Annotated in this window: 14 protein-coding genes and 3 tRNA genes; 1 reads left to right on the plus strand and 16 read right to left on the minus strand. The window is 62.8% G+C overall.

Annotated elements, in window-relative coordinates:
* The first annotated feature begins 121 nt into the window (after positions 1–121).
* The gene (locus AD665_RS26165) at positions 122–1,480 is read left to right on the plus strand and encodes an aminotransferase-like domain-containing protein (protein ID WP_053194370.1); all 1,359 of its coding nucleotides are present in this window, start codon (positions 122–124) and stop codon (positions 1,478–1,480) included.
* A 24-nt stretch (positions 1,481–1,504) separates the two neighbouring features.
* Here the strand turns inward: AD665_RS26165 and AD665_RS26170 are convergent, their stop codons facing one another.
* From AD665_RS26170 to asd, 16 genes are all read right to left on the minus strand, one after another.
* A complete protein-coding gene (locus AD665_RS26170) occupies positions 1,505–3,556 on the minus strand; it encodes a 2Fe-2S iron-sulfur cluster-binding protein (RefSeq protein ID WP_053194371.1) in 2,052 nt (683 codons plus the stop codon).
* Positions 3,557–3,847: 291 nt separating this feature from the next.
* Positions 3,848–3,924, minus strand: a tRNA-Asp gene (locus AD665_RS26175).
* Between the two features lie 87 nt (positions 3,925–4,011).
* Positions 4,012–4,088: transfer RNA gene (locus AD665_RS26180), tRNA-Asp, on the minus strand.
* A 58-nt stretch (positions 4,089–4,146) separates the two neighbouring features.
* Positions 4,147–4,222, minus strand: a tRNA-Val gene (locus AD665_RS26185).
* Between the two features lie 104 nt (positions 4,223–4,326).
* Complete coding sequence (locus tag AD665_RS26190) at positions 4,327–5,100, minus strand: SDR family oxidoreductase (RefSeq protein WP_053194372.1); 774 nt, start codon at positions 5,098–5,100, stop codon at positions 4,327–4,329.
* Positions 5,097–6,308, minus strand: a complete 1,212-nt coding sequence (locus AD665_RS26195) for an O-succinylhomoserine sulfhydrylase (RefSeq protein ID WP_053194373.1) — start codon at positions 6,306–6,308, stop codon at positions 5,097–5,099. Before AD665_RS26195 ends, AD665_RS26190 begins: the two co-directional genes overlap by 4 nt.
* Before the next feature lie 58 nt (positions 6,309–6,366).
* Positions 6,367–7,872 carry an amidophosphoribosyltransferase gene (purF, locus tag AD665_RS26200; protein ID WP_024779152.1) on the minus strand — a complete coding sequence of 502 codons (1,506 nt, stop codon included), beginning with the start codon at positions 7,870–7,872 and terminating at the stop codon, positions 6,367–6,369.
* A gap of 41 nt (positions 7,873–7,913) precedes the next feature.
* Complete coding sequence (locus AD665_RS26205) at positions 7,914–8,474, minus strand: CvpA family protein (RefSeq protein ID WP_024779153.1); 561 nt, start codon at positions 8,472–8,474, stop codon at positions 7,914–7,916.
* 92 nt (positions 8,475–8,566) lie between these two features.
* Positions 8,567–9,229, minus strand: coding sequence for an SPOR domain-containing protein (locus AD665_RS26210; protein ID WP_024779154.1), 663 nt, complete (start codon positions 9,227–9,229; stop codon positions 8,567–8,569).
* On the minus strand, positions 9,213–10,520 hold the full coding sequence (gene folC / locus AD665_RS26215; RefSeq protein WP_053194374.1) for a bifunctional tetrahydrofolate synthase/dihydrofolate synthase: 1,308 nt from the start codon (positions 10,518–10,520) through the stop codon (positions 9,213–9,215). The genes AD665_RS26210 and folC overlap by 17 nt, the downstream gene beginning before the upstream one ends.
* Complete coding sequence (gene accD, locus AD665_RS26220; RefSeq protein WP_024779156.1) at positions 10,517–11,437, minus strand: acetyl-CoA carboxylase, carboxyltransferase subunit beta; 921 nt, start codon at positions 11,435–11,437, stop codon at positions 10,517–10,519. Before accD ends, folC begins: the two co-directional genes overlap by 4 nt.
* Positions 11,438–11,695: 258 nt before the next feature.
* Positions 11,696–12,328 carry a phosphoribosylanthranilate isomerase gene (locus AD665_RS26225; protein ID WP_024779157.1) on the minus strand — a complete coding sequence of 211 codons (633 nt, stop codon included), beginning with the start codon at positions 12,326–12,328 and terminating at the stop codon, positions 11,696–11,698.
* Positions 12,329–12,390: 62 nt separating this feature from the next.
* Positions 12,391–13,215, minus strand: coding sequence for a tRNA pseudouridine(38-40) synthase TruA (truA, locus tag AD665_RS26230; protein WP_024779158.1), 825 nt, complete (start codon positions 13,213–13,215; stop codon positions 12,391–12,393).
* A gap of 292 nt (positions 13,216–13,507) precedes the next feature.
* Complete coding sequence (locus AD665_RS26235) at positions 13,508–16,111, minus strand: motility hub landmark protein FimV (RefSeq protein ID WP_024779159.1); 2,604 nt, start codon at positions 16,109–16,111, stop codon at positions 13,508–13,510.
* A gap of 211 nt (positions 16,112–16,322) precedes the next feature.
* Positions 16,323–17,333 carry an aspartate-semialdehyde dehydrogenase gene (locus AD665_RS26240; RefSeq protein ID WP_053194375.1) on the minus strand — a complete coding sequence of 337 codons (1,011 nt, stop codon included), beginning with the start codon at positions 17,331–17,333 and terminating at the stop codon, positions 16,323–16,325.
* A 267-nt stretch (positions 17,334–17,600) separates the two neighbouring features.
* Positions 17,601–18,713, minus strand: a complete 1,113-nt coding sequence (gene asd, locus AD665_RS26245; protein ID WP_024779161.1) for an aspartate-semialdehyde dehydrogenase — start codon at positions 18,711–18,713, stop codon at positions 17,601–17,603.
* Positions 18,714–18,725: the final 12 nt, after the last annotated feature.

An 18,725-nucleotide genomic window follows, 5' to 3' on the forward strand; every position in this document is an offset into this window, starting at 1 on the left:
GCGCGGCGTTTCCGTCGCTCCGAATAACTGAACCGTTGTCCGCAAGCACCATAATGCGCGTGACACTTCATGACTATTGAAATAGTGTCACGCGACACTATTCATTCACCGGTTACCCACAATGCGCCTTCAATCGCCCTGGACACCCCGCCTCGCGGACATCGAAGCAAACGCATCGGAACGCCTGGTATATGCCCTGGCCGACGACATCGTTGAAGGACGATTGAAAAGTGGCGACCGTCTCCCCGCCCACCGGCAACTCGCCTGGCAACTGGGGATCGGCCTGGGTACGGTGACGAAAGCCTATGCCGCCCTGGAACGACGGGGTCTGGTGCGCAGCGTCAAGGGTCGGGCAACGTTCGTGGCCATCTTGCAGGCACATGGGCAGCAACTGATCGATCTTTCGTCCAATGTGCCACCCGCCATGTTGACGAGCCGTCTCCTGGCGCGGACCTTGACCGGCATCGCTCGCAGGATCGACGCCGATCATCTCAATCTCTACTCCCCACCCGCCGGACACCTGGAACATCGTCGCTTGTTGGCCCGTTGGCTTGACGCTCTCGGCATCGTGGTCGAGCCGTCCCACCTGGTGCTGACGGGTAGCGCCCGCCAGGCCATTTCCCTGGCTTTCGATCTTGCCTGCGGCCCCCATGGGATGATCCTGACGGAACGCCTCACTTATCCCGGCGCAATAGCCCTGGCCCGGCGCAAAGGCTATCGGATGCAAGGGGTCGAGATCGACGAGCAAGGGATGCTGCCGAAGGCGCTCGCGCAGGCCCTCGATCATCATGCAGCAGCCGCCAGCAAAGTGGTCTATCTCACCCCCACGCTCCACAACCCGACCACCGCGACGATGGATACGGCGCGCCGGCAGGCTATCGTCGAGGTCTGTCGACAAGCGGACGCCTGGATCATCGAGGATGGTGTCTATGCGCTGGGATCGGCGCCGGTGCCAGCCCTTGCGACGTTGGCACCCGAGAGGGTGTTGCATATCAACGGCCTGTCCAAATCCCTCGGCCCCGGATTGAGGATCGGCATGCTCACGCTACCCGCTGAATTGCACGGCGCTGCGCAGGAACACCTGCAGGATATTCCCCTGGGCCCGTCGCCGTTGTCCTGCGCCGTGGTGGAAGATTGGTTGTCCAACGGCGTGGTCGCCTCCATCCAGCAGGACTTGCGGCATGAAGCGCGGCGCAGAACCCGCCTCGCCGCCGAATTGCTTGGCGGGGTCGAATGCGTCTCGCACCCGGACGCCTATCACATCTGGCTCCCGATGACCCACGACGCCGCTGAGCGCTTCACGAAGGCGGCTGCCCACGTAGGCATCAGGGTGACTGCGCCAGAATCGCTGATGGTGGATCGCGATGAACCGGTGACCGGCATTCGCCTGTGCCTTGGGGGCCCGTCCTTCGAGGAATTGACCCAGGGGCTGACCCGCCTGTCGAACCTGCTGAAGCACGAGCCGCACGCGCCCGCTTGAACCAGGGACAGCCTCCAAACGCCTTCAGACGTCCAGCACCAACGTCTCACTCCCCTGCGCCGGCACGGCGCAGCAGATCAACACCTCATCCGCCTCCAGTCGTTGCGCCGGCGTATTGAGGTAATGCACCTGACCACTGCTCAGCCGGGTCTTGCAGGTACCGCACGAGCCTCCGCGGCAACTGAACTCCGGATTCAGGCCCCGCGCTTCCGCCAGTTCGAGCAACGTCCCGGTGCCAGGCTCCCAGCGCGCTTCCTTGCCCGAGGTGGCGAACAGGACTTTCACCGGTTCATCGGCCATGGGCACTTGTTCCGCCGCCGGCACGCTGACTTCAATGTCACGGACCAACGTTGACGGTCCGAAGGTTTCGGCATGAATGCGATCATCGGGAATGCGCAATGTGCGCAGCCCATCGTACAGCGCCTGGGTAAAACTCCCCGGCCCGCAGAGGTAGTAGTCGTAGTCATTCAGCGGGAGCAAGGTCTTGAGCAGTTCGACATCGATGCGGCCGGCCATGTCGTAGCTGTCGGCTGAACCGTCGATGGGCGGCTGACTGACCACGCGCAGGACCTTGATCTTGTCTCCCGCACGGGCCACCAACTCGTCGACCTCATCACGAAAGGCCAGGTCGGCCACTGAACGGCTGCTTTGTATCAGCCATGTCGGCCGCATGCGATTGATGCGCTTCCCTTGATAGACCACTTCGCGCAACATCGACAGCAACGGCGTGATGCCAACGCCCGCGCCCAGCAGTACCAATGGACGCCGTTCGGAAGCCTGGACCGTGAAATCCCCTTGAGGCGCGCGGGCTTCGATCCAGTCCCCGACTTGAATCCGCTCATGCAGATGCGAAGACACCGAGCCGTCGCGCTTGACGCTGATGCGCAAGAATTCATCCGACGGTGAACTGGAGACACTGTAGGTACGAATCGAGGGTACCTGCTGCCCTTCCAGCAGAACCCGCACGGGCAAATGCTGCCCCGGCTCGAAACGGGGTAGGCCGACGCCGTCGCTGGCTTGCAGATAGAACGACCGAATGCTCCGGCTCTCATCCACGATGCGCTCCACCCGCATCGAACGCCAGTGACTGCGCAGGGCTTCGGCCTGCAAGCGCTCGGTCGCCTGCTCCCAACTGCCCGTCATCATCGAATTGGGTGAAGCCCCTTCGGCCGTGTCTGTCCAGCGCAACGGGATAGCGGCCTGACGGTAAACGATACGCTGCGGCTTGAAGCGCCACAGCCGCTCGGCACCCTGGAACGCGGCAATTTCGGGGCTGTCGAGCAGCACCTCGGCTGAACCGCTCATTTGCAGCAGGTCACCGCTCTGGAAGTCGATAAACACCAGTCCGGCCCGGGGGTTCAGCAGGATGTTGCCCAGGGTGTTGAAGAACAGATTCCCGGAGAAGTCCGGAATGGTCAGCGTCCCGTCTTCTTCCATTCGCACAAAACCGGGTTTGCCGCCGCGATGCGAAGCATCGACCTGGTTCTGGCCGTCGCGCACGACGTAGGTCGCGACATAGAACGAGTCGGCCGCAGTGACCATGCGCCGTACCTGTGGGTCCGCGCTGATCAACTCAAGCACGGCGCCCGCTGTCTCGTCGACGAAGGCATATTGGCGCAGATTGATGTAGCGCGGGCAGTTGCCGTAGGCCTGGGTCACGGCGATTTCAATACCCTCATCCGATGGACGCAGTACGTTGCCATTCATGCGGTTGCGTCGACGGGTATGCAACTCGATGCCGAGCATGCCAATGGCATCGCCCTGCTGCATGCCATCCTGGGCGGGGTCGTCGGGCTGCGGCTGGAGGCTGATGTGCAAACGCTCCGGCGTGGGAGAATGCATGAAGCCAGGTTGGCCCGTGCATATCGTGGCCCATACATCACCTTGCCGATCCACAGCTCCCAACACCACGAAGGGTAGCTGGGCATAGAATTCGCGATGCTGGTCCGGCATCCACGACCGGGCCAGTTGCCGCTGGCCGACACTCACCATCATGTCGACCGCACCGACTGCGCGCTGCAAGGTCAACTCGCCCTCATGCCAGGGGGAAGGTTGTGCAGTTGAGACTTTATCCATTCGAGGTCACCTCGCGCACGCGGCGAAAATTGCGCGCCAGCGGCTACGGTCAGGGTTCTTTCACCCCCTGCGGAGGTGAGCGTGAGCGCTCATATTCCTCCCGATGTACCTGCGACGGAATCCGCACAAACTACAATCCACTCTTTCAGAAACTGGAATAGTCGCAGGCCTGACGTGAATTGCAGAAACAAAAAACCCCGATCTTTCGACCAGGGTCTTTGCTATCGATCAGAAGAGGCGTTTCGGCTTTCTTCCTGGCTCCAAGGCGTTCAGTGGGCCTCGAAGCAGATATGGCGCAGCGGACGGGACTCGAACCCGCGACCCCCGGCGTGACAGGCCGGTATTCTAACCGACTGAACTACCGCTGCGTATCGCTGTGGACTTGCGTCCATTTGACTCGTCTGATCAAACCCTTTGGCTTGATCTCGAACCAGGCGAACCTGACTCGGAAAATATGGCGCAGCGGACGGGACTCGAACCCGCGACCCCCGGCGTGACAGGCCGGTATTCTAACCGACTGAACTACCGCTGCGCGTCGGTGGAGGCTTTTGACAGCTTCCGTCCTGCTTTCGCAAGACTCTCATGAAACATGGTGGGTGATGACGGGATCGAACCGCCGACATTCTGCTTGTAAGGCAGACGCTCTCCCGGCTGAGCTAATCACCCTTTGCTTCGCTGAGGCCGCGAAATTTACGCAGGTACCGAAGCTAAGTCAATAGCAGGGTTGAAGTTTTTTCAAAACAGTTTCGAATAGAGAGCTTCGCCGCTTCTCACTCGTAAATCATTTTCTTGGTCATGCCGCCGTCCACCACGAACTCCTGGCCCGTGACGAAACCGGCATTGCGCGACAACAGCCACGCCACCATCGCCGCCACATCCTCTACCGTGCCTACCCTACCCGCTGGATGCTGGGCGTGATCGGCGTCGGTCAGTGGCTCTGAACGGCGCAGGGACGGGTCCCGTGCGTCGATCCAGCCAGGACTGACAGCATTGACCCGAATCTCTGGTCCGAGGCTGATCGCCAAGGCATGGGTCAGGGCCAGCAGGCCACCCTTGCTTGCCGCATAGGCTTCGGTGTCGGGCTCCGACTGCGCGGCGCGGGTCGAGGCCAGGTTGACGATGGCGCCATTGTGGGCACGCAGATAAGGCGCACTGTGCTTGGCCAGCAGCATAGGCCCACCGAGGTTCACCGCCAGGACCCGATTCCAGTGGGCCAGGTCCAGGCTTTCAAGGGTGATGTTGTGCGGGTCGGCAATGGCCGCGTTGCACACCAGCGCGTCGAGCCGGCCGAACTGGCCCAGTACCTCGGCAATACCGTTGGCGACCTGGGCTTCGTCTGCCACGTCCATGGCGATGAACCAGGCATTATCGCCCAACGCCTTGGCAACCTTGGAACCGCGCTCACGATCCAGGTCGGTCAGCACCACTTGCCAGCCTTCACAGATCAACCAGGCGGCGATGCCCAAGCCAATGCCCCGGGCGGCGCCCGTCACCAGTGCAACCCGGCCATGGGTGCCGCTCGGCGGCGTTGCCAGCTCGATCACAAGGCCGCCAACCCACGCGCCAGATCGGCTTGCAGGTCGGCCACGTCTTCCAGGCCGACCGCGACGCGGATCAGGCTGTCGCGGATCCCGGCTGCTTCACGCTCCTGGGGCGACAGACGGCCGTGGGAGGTGGTGCTCGGATGGGTGATGGTGGTCTTGCTGTCGCCCAGGTTGGCGGTGATGGACACCAGCCGAGTGGCGTCGATGAAGCGCCAGGCGCCCTCCTTGCCCCCCTTGACCTCGAAACTCACCACGGCACCGAAACCGCGCTGCTGACGCAGGGCCAGGTCGTGTTGCGGATGGCTCTTGAGGCCGGCGTAATGCACCTTCTCGATGCCGTCCTGCTGCTCCAGCCATTCGGCCAAGGCCTGGGCGTTGGCACAATGGGCTTTCATGCGCAGACCCAGGGTTTCCAGGCCCTTGAGGAAGACCCAGGCGTTGAACGGGCTGAGGGTCGGACCGGCGGTGCGCAAAAAGCCCACCACTTCTTTCATCTGCTCACTGCGACCGGCTACCACGCCACCCATGCAACGACCCTGGCCGTCGATGAACTTGGTAGCCGAATGCACCACCACGTCTGCGCCCAGCTTCAACGGTTGTTGCAGCGCCGGGGTGCAGAAACAGTTGTCGACCACCAGCATGGCGCCCTTGGCGTGGGCGATTTGCGCCAACGCGGCAATGTCCACCAGTTCGGCCAACGGGTTGGACGGTGACTCGACAAACAGCAATTTGGTATTGGCCTTGATCGCCGCATCCCAGGCGGACAAATCCGCCAGGGGCACGTAATCGACTTCCACGCCGAAGCGCTTGAAGTACTTTTCGAACAGGCTGATGGTCGAGCCGAAAACGCTGCGCGATACCAGCACATGGTCACCGGCACTGCACAGGCTCATCACCACGGCCATGATCGCCGCCATGCCGGTGGCGGTGGCAACCGCCTGCTCGGCACCTTCCAGCGCGGCAATACGTTCTTCGAAAGCACGTACGGTGGGGTTGGTGTAGCGCGAGTAGACATTACCCGGCACTTCACCGGCGAACCGCGCCGCCGCGTCGGCCGCGGTACGGAACACGTAGCTGGAGGTGAAGAACATCGGATCGCCGTGTTCGGCTTCCGGCGTGCGGTGCTGACCGGCGCGAACCGCCAGGGTGTCGAACGCTACGCCTTCAAGGTCGCTGTCCAGCCGACCGGCATCCCAATCCTGACTCATGCTGTCACTCCTGCAATCGGTCAAACGCAAACCGGCCCCTCAGGGCCGGTTTGTCACTTTAGTTGTTGTACAGATCGATGATCGCGCTGACCGCCTGGGTCTTGGCCTTGGACGCATCGTTGCGAGCGCTTTCGATCTTGTTCAGGTAGGCCTCGTCGACGTCGCCGGTAACGTACTTGCCGTCGAACACCGCGCAGTCGAACTGTTCGATCTTGATCTTGCCGCCGCCCACGGCTTCGATCAAGTCCGGCAGGTCCTGGTAGATCAGCCAGTCGGCACCGATCAGGTCGGCGACCTCCTGGGTCGTGCGGTTATGAGCGATCAGCTCATGGGCACTCGGCATGTCGATGCCGTAGACGTTCGGGTAGCGCACGGCCGGGGCCGCCGAGCAGAAGTACACGTTCTTGGCGCCGGCTTCGCGGGCCATCTGGATGATCTGCTTGCAGGTCGTGCCACGTACGATGGAGTCGTCCACCAGCATCACGTTCTTGCCACGGAACTCCAGCTCGATGGCATTGAGCTTCTGGCGCACGGACTTTTTCCGTGCAGCCTGGCCCGGCATGATGAAGGTCCGGCCGATGTAGCGGTTCTTCACGAAGCCTTCGCGGAACTTGACGCCCAGGTGGTTCGCCAGCTCCAGGGCCGCGGTGCGGCTGGTGTCCGGAATAGGGATGACCACGTCGATGTCATGGTCCGGACGCTCGCGCAGGATCTTCTCGGCCAGTTTCTCGCCCATGCGCAGACGGGCCTTGTAGACCGAGATGCCGTCGATGATCGAGTCCGGACGCGCCAGGTAGACGTGTTCGAAGATGCACGGCGTGAGGCTCGGGTTGGTCGCGCACTGGCGCGTGAACAACTTGCCGTCTTCAGTGATGTAGACCGCTTCGCCCGGGGCCAGGTCGCGAATCAGGGTAAAACCCAGCACGTCCAGGGAGACGCTCTCGGAGGCGATCATGTACTCGACGCCTTCGTCGGTGTGACGCTGGCCGAAGACGATAGGACGAATGCCGTGGGGGTCGCGGAAACCGACGATACCATAGCCGGTAACCATCGCCACCACCGAGTAGCCACCGACGCAGCGGTTATGCACCTCAGTCACGGCGGCGAACACGTCCTCCTCGGTCGGCTGCAGCTTGCCACGCTGGGCCAGCTCGTGGGCGAACACGTTGAGCATCACTTCCGAGTCGGAATTGGTGTTGACGTGGCGCAGGTCAGACTCGTAGATCTCCTTGGCCAACTGCTCGACGTTGGTCAGGTTGCCGTTGTGCGCCAGGGTGATGCCGTACGGCGAGTTGACGTAGAACGGCTGGGCTTCGGCCGAGGTCGAACTGCCCGCTGTCGGGTAGCGCACATGGCCGATACCCATGTGGCCAACCAGGCGCTGCATGTGACGCTGGTGGAACACGTCACGCACCAGACCGTTGTCCTTGCGCAGGAATAACCGGCCGTCATGGCTGGTCACGATACCGGCAGCGTCCTGGCCGCGGTGCTGGAGCACGGTTAGCGCGTCATACAGCGCCTGATTGACGTTCGACTTACCGACGATACCGACGATGCCACACATGCGACGCAACCCCTACTTAATGGATCTGAACTGAACAACTCTCACTGCGGCGTTTTGGCCGTCGGCAAGAGGTGTTCCTTGAACGGTATTTCAGCGGGTACGCTGATACCGCTGGCAAGCCACTGACTGCTCCAACCCAGGATCAGGTTTTTTGACCAGTCTGCGACCAATAGAAATTGTGGCACGAGCCGGGACTCCTGCCACCACGAATCCTGTTGTACCGGCCCCAGGCTCAGCAGCCCGACGGCCACGACCACCAGCAACGCACCACGCGCAGCGCCAAAGGCCATGCCCAGGAACCGGTCCGTCCCGGAAAGCCCGGTGACGCGAATCAGTTCGCCGATCAGATAGTTGATCATTGCGCCAACCAGCAAGGTGGCGACAAACAAGATGGCACAACCCGCGATCACGCGGGCCGACGGCGTTTCGATGTATCCGGCGAGGTACTGGGACAGCGAGCCACCAAACATCCAGGCGACGATTCCCGCGATGATCCAGGTCAGCAGCGAGAGGGCTTCCTTGACGAAGCCTCGGCTCAGACTGATCAATGCGGAGATGGCGATGATCGCAACGATCGCCCAGTCAACCCAGGTAAATGGCACGGTGCAGCCTGCAGACGGATAAGGCGGCGCATTTTAGCAGAGCCCAGGGCTGTCGGTAAGCTGCGATTGTCAGGGGGAGTGAAATCAGGCGCTTAGCCGCGCTCCGGCTGAAAACGCACCACAAAACCCTTGAGATTCTGCTGCCGGCCGAGCAGGTCGCGCAGACGGTCGGCTTCGGCACGCTCGATCAGCGGACCAACAAACACCCGGTTCTTGCCATCGGCGGAGCGGATGTAGGCATTGTAGCCCTGGCTACGCAGGGATTTCTGCAGATTTTCCGCGCTTTCGCGACTGCTCAGACTGGCCAGTTGCACGGACCAACTGACCGACAAACCGTTAGCGTCCACGCGACTCTGGCTGGTGTCCGGCCTGGTCGGCGCAGCAGTGATCGGTTGAGTCGGCGCGGGCTTGACCGCCGGGGCCGCCGGAGCGGGCGCAGGGGCCGGAGCGACAACAGGCTTGTTCGAAACAGCCGGTGCTGCGGGGATGGGGGCAGACGGCGCGGCCGCTTGCTCAGCCAGCTCCTCGTCGCTCGGGACAGGCTCCTGGGGCAGCGCCTGAGGGTCGGGCACCGTTACCGGCTCGACCTGCACAGGCGGAAGCGATGGTGCCTGGGGCGCGACGGGTGCATCGACCGTGACCTGGCGCTGCTCGTCCTGACGGGAAAACAGCATCGGCAGGAAAATCACCGCCAGGGCCACCAATACCAGGGCCCCCACCATGCGCTGCTTGTATGCCTTATCGAGCAATGCCATCTGCAGCTTCCTCCGTGGAGCGCCGGCCCAGCCACTGCAAGGCCTCGGCGACGCAAAAAAATGATCCGAACAACAGGATTTCGTCATCGGCCGTTGCCACGGCGCACTGCCCTTCCAACGCGGCAGCCACACTGTCGTAAGCATCCACCGAAGCACCACGACGCTGCAAGGCCGCCTGCAATTCGGCGGCGGAACGTGAGCGCGGCGAATCCAGGGGCGTTACCGCCCAGTGCTGGACACTAGCATCCAACGCCTCGACCACGCCATCCAGATCCTTGTCGGACAGCAACCCGAACACCGCCAGGCGCCGCCCAACCACCGGCCGCCGCGCCAGGCGCTCAGCCAGGTATTGGGCCGCATGAGGGTTATGGCCGACATCCAGCAACAGGTTCAAACGCTTGCCCTGCCACTGGAACTGGCGCCGATCAAGACGACCGACGATGCGGGTCGTCTGCAACGCTTCGACGATCTGCCCGGCGTCCCATGGCAAACCCAGCAGCAGGTAGGCCTGGAGCGCCAGCGCGGCGTTCTCCATCGGCAGATCCAGCAGCGGCAGGTCGTGCAACTCCACCGGATTTCCCTGCAGATCGCTGCCGCGCCATTGCCAATGCTGCTCGGTCATGGCCAGATCGAAATCCCGCCCCCGCAGGAAGAACGGACAGGCCAGTTCACGGGCCTTGTCCAACAGCGGTTGCGGAGGATTGAGATCACCGCAGAGCGCAGGCGCGCCCTGACGAAAGATACCGGCCTTCTCGAAGGCCACGGATTCGCGGGTATCGCCCAGGTAATCGGCATGGTCCACGCCGATACTGGTGACCAATGCAATGTCCGCGTCCACCAGGTTGACCGTGTCCAGTCGCCCACCCAGGCCGACTTCCAGCACAACGGCGTCGAGACCGGCACGGGAGAACAGCCAGAAGGCCGCCAGGGTGCCCATCTCGAAGTACGTGAGGGAGACCTCGCCCCGCCCGGCGTCCACCGCGGCGAAGGCCTCGCACAGCTCGGCATCGGCGGCTTCGACGCCGTTGACCTGTACCCGCTCGTTGTAACGCAGAAGGTGCGGCGAACTGTAGACCCCGACGCTCAGCCCCTGGGCCCGCAGCAGCGAGGCCACGAAGGCACAGGTCGAGCCCTTTCCGTTGGTGCCGGTGACGGTGATGACCCGGGGTGCCGGCTTGCCCAGCCCCATGCGGGACATGACCGCTTGCGAGCGCTCCAGCCCCATGTCGATGGCCGATGGATGCAATTGCTCGAGATAGGCCAGCCAGTCGCCCAGGGTGCGTTCGGTCATAGCCCGGCAGGCACCGGCGGAACCACCATCGGCTCGATGGGTGCGGCGACGTACTGAGGCGTCGGCAGGCCCATCAGTTGAGCCAACAGGTTGCCCAGGCGCGGACGCAGCTCCTGGCGATGGATGATCATGTCGATGGCACCGTGTTCCAGAAGGAACTCACTGCGCTGGAAGCCTTCCGGCAGTTTTTCGCGCACGGTTTGCTCGATGACCCGCGGGCCGGCGAAGCCGATCAGGGCTTTGGGCTCGCCGACGATCACGTCGCCCAGCATTGCCAGGCTGGCGGAAACGCCGCCGTAGACCGGATCGGTCAGCACCGAGATAAATGGAAGGCCCTCTTCGCGTAGACGCGCCAGGACGGCAGAGGTCTTGGCCATCTGCATCAGCGAGATCAGCGCTTCCTGCATCCGTGCGCCGCCGGAAGCAGCGAAGCAGATCATTGGGCAACGGTTTTCCAGGGCATAGTTGGCGGCGCGAACGAAACGCTCACCGACGATGGCACCCATGGACCCGCCCATGAAGGAGAACTCGAAGGCCGAAACCACCACTGGCATGCCCAGCAGGGTGCCACTCATGGACACCAGGGCGTCTTTTTCGCCGGTCTGCTTCTGGGCCGCAGTCAGGCGATCCTTGTACTTCTTGCCATCACGGAATTTCAGGCGATCCACGGGCTCCAGGTCCGCACCCAGCTCAACACGGCCTTCAGCATCCAGGAAAATATCGATACGGGCACGCGCGCCGATGCGCATGTGATGATTGCACTTGGGGCAAACGTCCAGGGTCTTTTCCAGCTCCGGGCGGTACAGCACCGCTTCGCAGGATGGACATTTGTGCCACAGACCTTCAGGCACCGAGCTTTTCTTCACCTCGGAACGCATGATCGAAGGGATCAGTTTGTCTACCAACCAGTTGCTCATGCTTTCTTTCTCCAGTACCGGCGGCCCGAACGCTCTGGTTCGCGGCCCCGCGTATGCCCTTGAGCTAAATTCATTGTGCGGCGAGGGCCGAAAAGCCACCACGGTCAGCGCGAAACATGACCTGCGTGCAGCCCAACCTCCCTCAACCATTCCTGCAACCGCTGCACCGCGGTTGCCGCTACGCTATACGGCCCGCCCGGAGGCGGCGCCTGCCTGCTGTATACAGTGCAGGTATGGACGGCGGCAGTCTGCCAGCCGTCACATTGGCAACTGGCTGCTGCGCACAGCGGCCATGAATGCCCGGATCTTCGCCGGATCCTTGATACCCTTGCCCTGCTCAACCCCACCGCTCACGTCCACCGCGTAAGGACGGACCTGGCGAATCGCTTCGGCCACATTGTCAGCCGTCAGGCCACCGGCGAGGATGATCGGCTTGCTCAGGCCATGGGGTACCAACGACCAGTCGAATGCTTCACCGGTACCGCCAGGAACGCCCTCCACATATGTGTCCAGCAAAATGCCGCTGGCACTGGCAAATGTCTCGCAAGCAGCCGCGATGTCATCCCCCGCCTTGACTCGCAACGCTTTGACGTAGGGGCGGTGCCAGCCCTCGCAATCGGCTGGCGTTTCGTCGCCATGAAACTGCAACAGGCCCAGCGGCACCGCATCGAGTAACTCGCCCAGCTCGCAACGGCTGGCGTTGACGAACAGACCGACCGCAGTCACGAACGGCGGCAAGGCCTGGATGATCGCCCTCGCCTGCTGCACGCTCACCGCCCGCGGGCTCCTGGCATAGAACACCAGCCCGATGGCATCGGCTCCGGCCTCGACAGCTGCCAGCGCGTCCTCGACGCGGGTGATCCCGCAAATCTTGCTGCGAACGACCGACATGTTGTCAAAACCCCAGCTAAATCCGTGAAAGTCCCGGATGGTAGCAAATGCAGCGGAGGGCGTCAGCCGTCGAGTTCCGAGAAGCCGGTGAGGAAATGTGGCCCGATGTAACGCTCCGGTAGCTCGAACTCGTCGCGATATTCGACCTGCACCAGGTACAAGCCAAACGGGTGCGCCGTCACGCCGCCGGAACGGCGGATGCGGCTGTCGAGCACTTCCTTGATCCATTCCACCGGCCGCTCACCGGCACCGATGGTCATCAGCACGCCGGCGATGTTGCGCACCATGTGGTGCAGGAATGCACTGGCGCGGATGTCGAGCACGATCATCTTGCCGTGACGGGTCACGCGCAAATGATGCAGTTCCTTGATCGGCGACTTGGCCTGGCACTGGCCGGCACGAAAGGCGCTGAAATCGTGAACCCCGACCAGGTACTGCGCGGCTTCAGCCATGCGCTCGACATCCAGCGGACGGTGGTTCCAGGTGATTTCTTCGTTCAAGTGCGCCGGACGGATCTGGTCGTTGTAGATCACGTAGCGATAGCGCCGGGCAATGGCCTTGAAGCGTGCATGGAAATGTGCAGGCATCACTTTGGCCCAACTGACGCTGACGTCATGGGGCAGGTTGATGTTGGCCCCCATGACCCAGGCTTTCATCGATCGCTCGACCTGGGTGTCGAAATGCACCACCTGGCCGCAGGCATGCACGCCGGCATCGGTGCGTCCGGCGCAGTGCAGCGATACAGGGGAATCAGCGACTTTGGACAGCGCGCTTTCAAGGGTTTCCTGCACGGTCGCAACGCCGGAGGCCTGGCGCTGCCAGCCGCGATAACGCGAGCCTTTGTATTCAACGCCCAAGGCGATCCGGAAAAAGCCGTCAGCCGCCATTTCGGCAGCCGGATTGTCTATGTTTGCCAAGGAATTACAGCCTGCTGAGGTACGCAAAGGCGGGCATTATAAGGCCGGTGGAGTGGGATGCCAGTGTAACCGTTGATCCGCTGCTGGATGTGCCGGCCTCATCGCGAGCAGGCTCGCTCCTACAGGGCATCCGCAGCGCGCACAGAGCATTGTGGGAGCGGGCTTGCTCGCGAAACGGTAGCCCAGCCAACATTGATGCTGCCTGACACACCGCCTTCGCGAGCAAGCCCGCTCCCACAGGATTGCGCTTACATCCGAAATCTCACGCCAGGCGCGCGAGCATCTCCTGCGCTTCGCTCTTCTGGGTGGCATCGCCTTCGCTGAGGACTTCACCGAGGATGTCCCGGGCACCGTCGTGGTCGCCCATATCGATGTAGGCCTGGGCCAGGTCGAGCTTGGTCGCCACTTCATCGGTGCCGCTGAGGAAGTCGAAGTCCGGCTCGTCCTCGGCACTGGTCAGGGCGTCTTCGGCCGTAAAGGATGGCTGGCCAAGACTGTCGGAAAGTCGATCCAGCTCGGCGTTGACATCGTCCAGCTCGGACTCGAAGGGATCCTTCGGTGCGTCCATCTCGTCAGCCAGGGACAGATCGAAATCCGCCGGCAGCTCGAGATCGTCAGCCGGGGTGTCGAGCAAGGCCGGCGCGTCGGCTGCAGGCTCTTCCAGCCCCTTGAGATCGTCGCTCAGGTCCAGCAGGAAATCTTCATCGTCCAGGGCTGGAGCCGGCGCATCGGCACCCAGGTCCAGATCGAACTCCGACAGATCGTCCAGGCTTTCGTTGGCTTCGGTCTGCTGCTTGAGCACCGATTCGAAGCTCAGATCATCGTCCATCGGAAAAGCATCCAGCTCCGGTACCGGCTCAGGGGCCGGCGCCGTCGGTGTGTTCTCCAGGTCATCCAGGCTCAGATCGAAGGCACTGTCCAGTTCTTCATTGGTTGCCGGCGTTTCTTCCAGCAGCTCCTTGACGTACTGGGCGTCCAGCTCGGCAGCCACCGCCGCCGCAGCGAGGGTGGCGCTGGTGGCAACCACCATGGCCGGGAAGCGGCTCTTGAGTTGTTCGACCTGGGCGAAGTTCTCACCATTGGCCACCAGTTGGCGTTCCTGGGCGACAAACGCGTCGCGGTCGCCTTGCAGGCCGTAGACTTCCATCAACTTCAGACGCAGGTCGCTGCGTTGTGGCTCGGCCTTGATGCCCTGCTCGAGCTGATCGGCCGCCTGGTTCAAGCGACCCCGATCGATGTGGGCCTGGGCCTGGCCCAGGACGTCGTCGAAGCGATCGGCAGCCGGGGCGACCAATGGCGCGGCGATCGGCGGCGAGACCACTACCGGCGCGACCACAGGAGCCGGCTGGGGAGCGGGCTTGGGGGCCGGCGCAGGGGCTGGCTTAGGATCAAGCTTTACGCTTGGCGCTGGTACTTCAATGCCCTCGAAGCTGCTCGGGGGCAGATCGAGCTCCGGGGAGAAGTCGGCCTCCTCCTCGAGGGCTCGGGCCATGCGCAGGTGCTTCTCGGCTTCCTGCTGGGCCTTGCGGCGGCGGGCGAGCAACAACAGCAGCAACAGCAGGACCAATACACCACCGCCGACCAAGCCGAGCAGGATCGGGTTGGTCAGCAGGTCGCTGTACTTCTGCTCGCTGGATACCGGCGAGGGCTCGGCCGGAGCAGCTGCTGGTGCCGCCTCGGGTGTCGCTTCAGGCGCAGCTTGCGGTGCAGCGGCAGGCGCCGGGACCTGTGCCGATGGCGCGGGCGTCAACTGCGCCGACATCGCCGGCGGTGCTTCGTTGGCTGGCGGAACTGCGGCACCTTCGGCCTGCATCTTCGCCAGCTGATTATTCTTCAGTTCGATCAGGCGCTGCAGCTTGTCCAACTGGCTCTGCAGATCCGCCATGCGGCTTTTCAGCTCTTCATTGTCACGACGAGCCGAGTCGAGGCTTTCCTGGGTGATCGCGAGCTTGTTGCTCAGGGCCTGGGCATCGCCGGCCGCCCCCTTGCCTTTGCCCTTGCCTGCCTTCGCCGACTCCGCCGTCACCAGGCTCAGGTTATCGCGACCGGCAGTCTGTGCCGGTGCGGCTTCGCCCTGACCACGCTTGGTCGCGTCCAGCTGCTGGCCGCCACGTGTCGCGGTCGCACGCCCTTGGCGCCCCTGCCGCCAGGCGGCGTTCTGCGCAGCCACTTCGGCAATGGCCTGGGGTTGCGGCAACGCAGTGCTTTGAACCGGGTCCGGCAGGCGCAGGACTTGGCCGGTCTTGAGCAGGTTGATATTGCCGTTGATGAAAGCGTGCGGGTTCAGCGCCTGGATCGCCAGCATGGTTTGCTGGACGGACCCGCCGTTGCGGGCCTTGGCGGCGATTTCCCAGAGGGTATCGCGCGGCGTGGTGGTGTACTGGGAAGGCTTGGTAGCGCCAGTAACCGGCGTCGACACCACCTGGGGTGGTTTCGGTCGGGCAGCCTCGGCTGCCTGGGGCGAGAACTTGGACGGGTCGACCAGTACACTGTAGTCACGCAGCAAGCGGCCATTGGGCCACATCACCTGCACGAGGAACTTGACCAGCGGCGCGGACAGTGGCCGGCTGGAGGTCACCCGCAGGACGCTCTTGCCATTGGCATTGATCACCGGGGTGAAGGTCAGGTCATTCAGAAACGCCTGGCGGTCGACGCCGGCCTTGGCGAAATCCTCGGGCGAGGCCAGGCTCGGTACAACTTCGGCGGCGGTCAGTTGCTGGACATCGAGCAGCTCGATCTCGGCGACCAGAGGCTGGTTCGGCGTCGACTTCAGGGTCAGTTCCCCGAGCCCGAGCGCTTGCGCCATACCGGAGGACAGCGCCGAGGCGGCCGCTATTGCTAACACCAGTTTGCGAACTTGAACCATAGCCTCTTCCTTTGTTTGAACATTCCTCGGCCAGCGAGAAGGTATTGATGTCGCTGCCGCAAGGCATCTCGCAGAGCCCCGAAGCGACGGGGCACACGATCGTTTCTACTCATGCCCGGGAACGTCCCCAGCGGGAGATTTTCGCCTTCAGCGTCCAGACCAAGCATAGCGCCCGGCTAGAATCATTCGACAAATTGTTGCCAAGTATCTTTTACAGCAGGTCTTTTATCAACAACTCCGCCACCTGCACTGCATTGAGCGCCGCGCCCTTGCGCACGTTATCCGTTGTCAGCCACATATTCAGTTCCGTCGGGTCGTCGATACCACTGCGCACGCGCCCCACATACACCACATCCTGCCCCACCGCATCACCGACTGGTGTCGGGTAGTCACCCGCCTCCACCAACTCGATGCCGGGAGCCGCTTCCAGGGCTGCATTGACCTGATCCAGGTCGACGGCGTTCGCGGACTGCACGGTCACGCTAAAGCTATCGCCGAAAAACACCGGGGCTTGAATGCAAGTAACGGAAATCTTTAACAAAGGTTGATCCAGCACCAGGCGCAGCTCGCGTACCAGGCGCTTTTCCAGCTGCGTATGGCCCTGCTCATCCGGGGTGCCGACCTGAGCCAGCAGGTTGAACGCCATCTGGCGGTCGAAGAAAGTCGGCTCCAGTGGACGGGCGTTGAGCAGCTCGGCGGTCTGGCGCGCCAACTCGCTCACGGCGACACGCCCCTGGGCGGACACGGCGAGGCTGGCGGTCAGGCTGATGCGCTGCACATCCAGGCACTCACGCAACGGGGCCAGCGCCACGGCCAATGCGGTGGCCGATGCACTCGGACTGCTCACCTGGAACGGCTTGCCGAGGCCCGCCAGCACCTGGGCATTGGCCTCCGGCACGATCTGCGGCGCCTGGTCCGGCGGCAGGGCACCGGACAGGTCGATGAGCGCACAACCGGCGGCGGTAGCACGCGGGGCGAAGCTCAGGGTCACCGCCGGACCGGCAGCGAAGAACACCAGTTGCACTTTGCCGAAATCGAACTCGTCGACTTCTCGCACCCGCACGTTTTTGTTGCGGAACATCACCGAACTGCCTGCCGATTCACTGCTGGCCAGCAGGTGCAGGTTGCCGACGGGGAAATCCCGCTCTTCGAGAATCTGGACGAGGGTTTCGCCGACAGTACCGGTGGCGCCGATCACGGCAATATCAAAGGACTGGCTCATGGGGTCTACCTCGGGTAATGCGTGGGGAGCGGCACTTTACCGGGTGGTTGGTATGCAGGCAATTGGTGGGGAGTTCTTGCGCTGATTGCACCAACCAAATCGCGGGCAAGCCTTGCTCCCACAAGCCCGGTGCTCATTGAAGACCCACTGTGAGAGTTTCATTGTGGGAGCATAGCTTGCTCGCGATGGCGATCTCCCCAGACACACATTACCCATAAAAAAACCCGCACCTCTCACAAGGCGCGGGTTCTTTCACAGCAGCAACGATCAACGCTCGAGCAGGATCCGCAGCATGCGACGCAGCGGTTCGGCCGCGCCCCACAGCAGTTGGTCGCCGACGGTGAAGGCACCGACGAATTGCGAGCCCATGTTCAGCTTGCGCAGGCGTCCCACCGGCACGTTCAGGGTGCCGGTGACCTTGGTCGGGCTCAGCTCCTGCATGCTGGTTTCACGGTTGTTCGGCACCAGCTTGACCCAAGGGTTGTGCTGGCTGATCAGCCCTTCGATATCGGCGATCGGCACGTCCTTGTTCAGTTTGATGGTCAACGCCTGGCTGTGGCAACGCATGGCGCCGATGCGCACGCAGATGCCGTCCACCGGGATCGGGCTCTTGAAGCGACCGAGGATCTTGTTGGTTTCGGCCTGGGCCTTCCACTCTTCGCGGCTCTGGCCGTTAGGCAGTTCCTTGTCGATCCACGGGATCAGGCTGCCAGCCAGCGGCACACCGAAGTTTTCGGTCGGGTAGGCATCGCTGCGCATCGCTTCGGCGACCTTGCGGTCGATGTCCAGGATGGCGCTGGCCGGGTTGGCCAGGTCATCGGCGACGGCGGCGTGGGTCGCGCCCATCTGCTTGATCAGCTCACGCATGTTCTGCGCGCCGGCACCGGATGCCGCCTGATAGGTCATGGCGCTCATCCACTCCACCAGACCGGCTTCGAACAGACCGCCCAGGCCCATCAGCATCAGGCTGACGGTGCAGTTGCCGCCGATGTAGTTCTTGGTGCCGGCGTCCAGTTGCTGGTCGATGACCTTGCGGTTGACCGGGTCGAGGATGATTACCGCGTCGTCCTGCATACGCAGGCTCGAAGCGGCGTCGATCCAGTAGCCCTGCCAGCCGGCTTCGCGCAGTTTCGGGAAGACTTCGCTGGTGTAGTCGCCACCCTGGCACGTCAGGATCACATCGAGAGTCTTGAGCTCTTCAATGCTGTAGGCATCCTTGAGCGCACCGGTGTCCTTGCCCACGGATGGGCCTTGGCCACCGACATTGGAAGTGGTGAAGAACACCGGCTCGATGAGATCGAAATCCTGCTCTTCCAGCATTCGCTGCATGAGCACGGAACCGACCATGCCCCGCCAACCGATCAGACCTACACGTTTCATCGCAACTGCACC

The sequence above is a fragment of the Pseudomonas corrugata genome, assembly GCF_001269905.1.
In the GTDB taxonomy this organism is placed as follows: Bacteria; Pseudomonadota; Gammaproteobacteria; order Pseudomonadales; family Pseudomonadaceae; genus Aquipseudomonas; species Aquipseudomonas corrugata.

What these genes read in the sequence shown, in the direction of transcription:
- AD665_RS26165 (WP_053194370.1), top strand. Translation starts at nt 122, where the DNA reads ATGCGCCTTCAATCGCCCTGGACACCCCGCCTCGCGGACATCGAAGCA.
- AD665_RS26170 (WP_053194371.1), bottom strand. Translation starts at nt 3,556, where the DNA reads ATGGATAAAGTCTCAACTGCACAACCTTCCCCCTGGCATGAGGGCGAG.
- AD665_RS26195 (WP_053194373.1), bottom strand. Translation starts at nt 6,308, where the DNA reads ATGAGTCAGGATTGGGATGCCGGTCGGCTGGACAGCGACCTTGAAGGC.
- purF (WP_024779152.1), bottom strand. Translation starts at nt 7,872, where the DNA reads ATGTGTGGCATCGTCGGTATCGTCGGTAAGTCGAACGTCAATCAGGCG.
- AD665_RS26210 (WP_024779154.1), bottom strand. Translation starts at nt 9,229, where the DNA reads ATGGCATTGCTCGATAAGGCATACAAGCAGCGCATGGTGGGGGCCCTG.
- folC (WP_053194374.1), bottom strand. Translation starts at nt 10,520, where the DNA reads ATGACCGAACGCACCCTGGGCGACTGGCTGGCCTATCTCGAGCAATTG.
- accD (WP_024779156.1), bottom strand. Translation starts at nt 11,437, where the DNA reads ATGAGCAACTGGTTGGTAGACAAACTGATCCCTTCGATCATGCGTTCC.
- AD665_RS26225 (WP_024779157.1), bottom strand. Translation starts at nt 12,328, where the DNA reads ATGTCGGTCGTTCGCAGCAAGATTTGCGGGATCACCCGCGTCGAGGAC.
- truA (WP_024779158.1), bottom strand. Translation starts at nt 13,215, where the DNA reads ATGGCGGCTGACGGCTTTTTCCGGATCGCCTTGGGCGTTGAATACAAA.
- AD665_RS26235 (WP_024779159.1), bottom strand. Translation starts at nt 16,111, where the DNA reads ATGGTTCAAGTTCGCAAACTGGTGTTAGCAATAGCGGCCGCCTCGGCG.
- AD665_RS26240 (WP_053194375.1), bottom strand. Translation starts at nt 17,333, where the DNA reads ATGAGCCAGTCCTTTGATATTGCCGTGATCGGCGCCACCGGTACTGTC.
- asd (WP_024779161.1), bottom strand. Translation starts at nt 18,713, where the DNA reads ATGAAACGTGTAGGTCTGATCGGTTGGCGGGGCATGGTCGGTTCCGTG.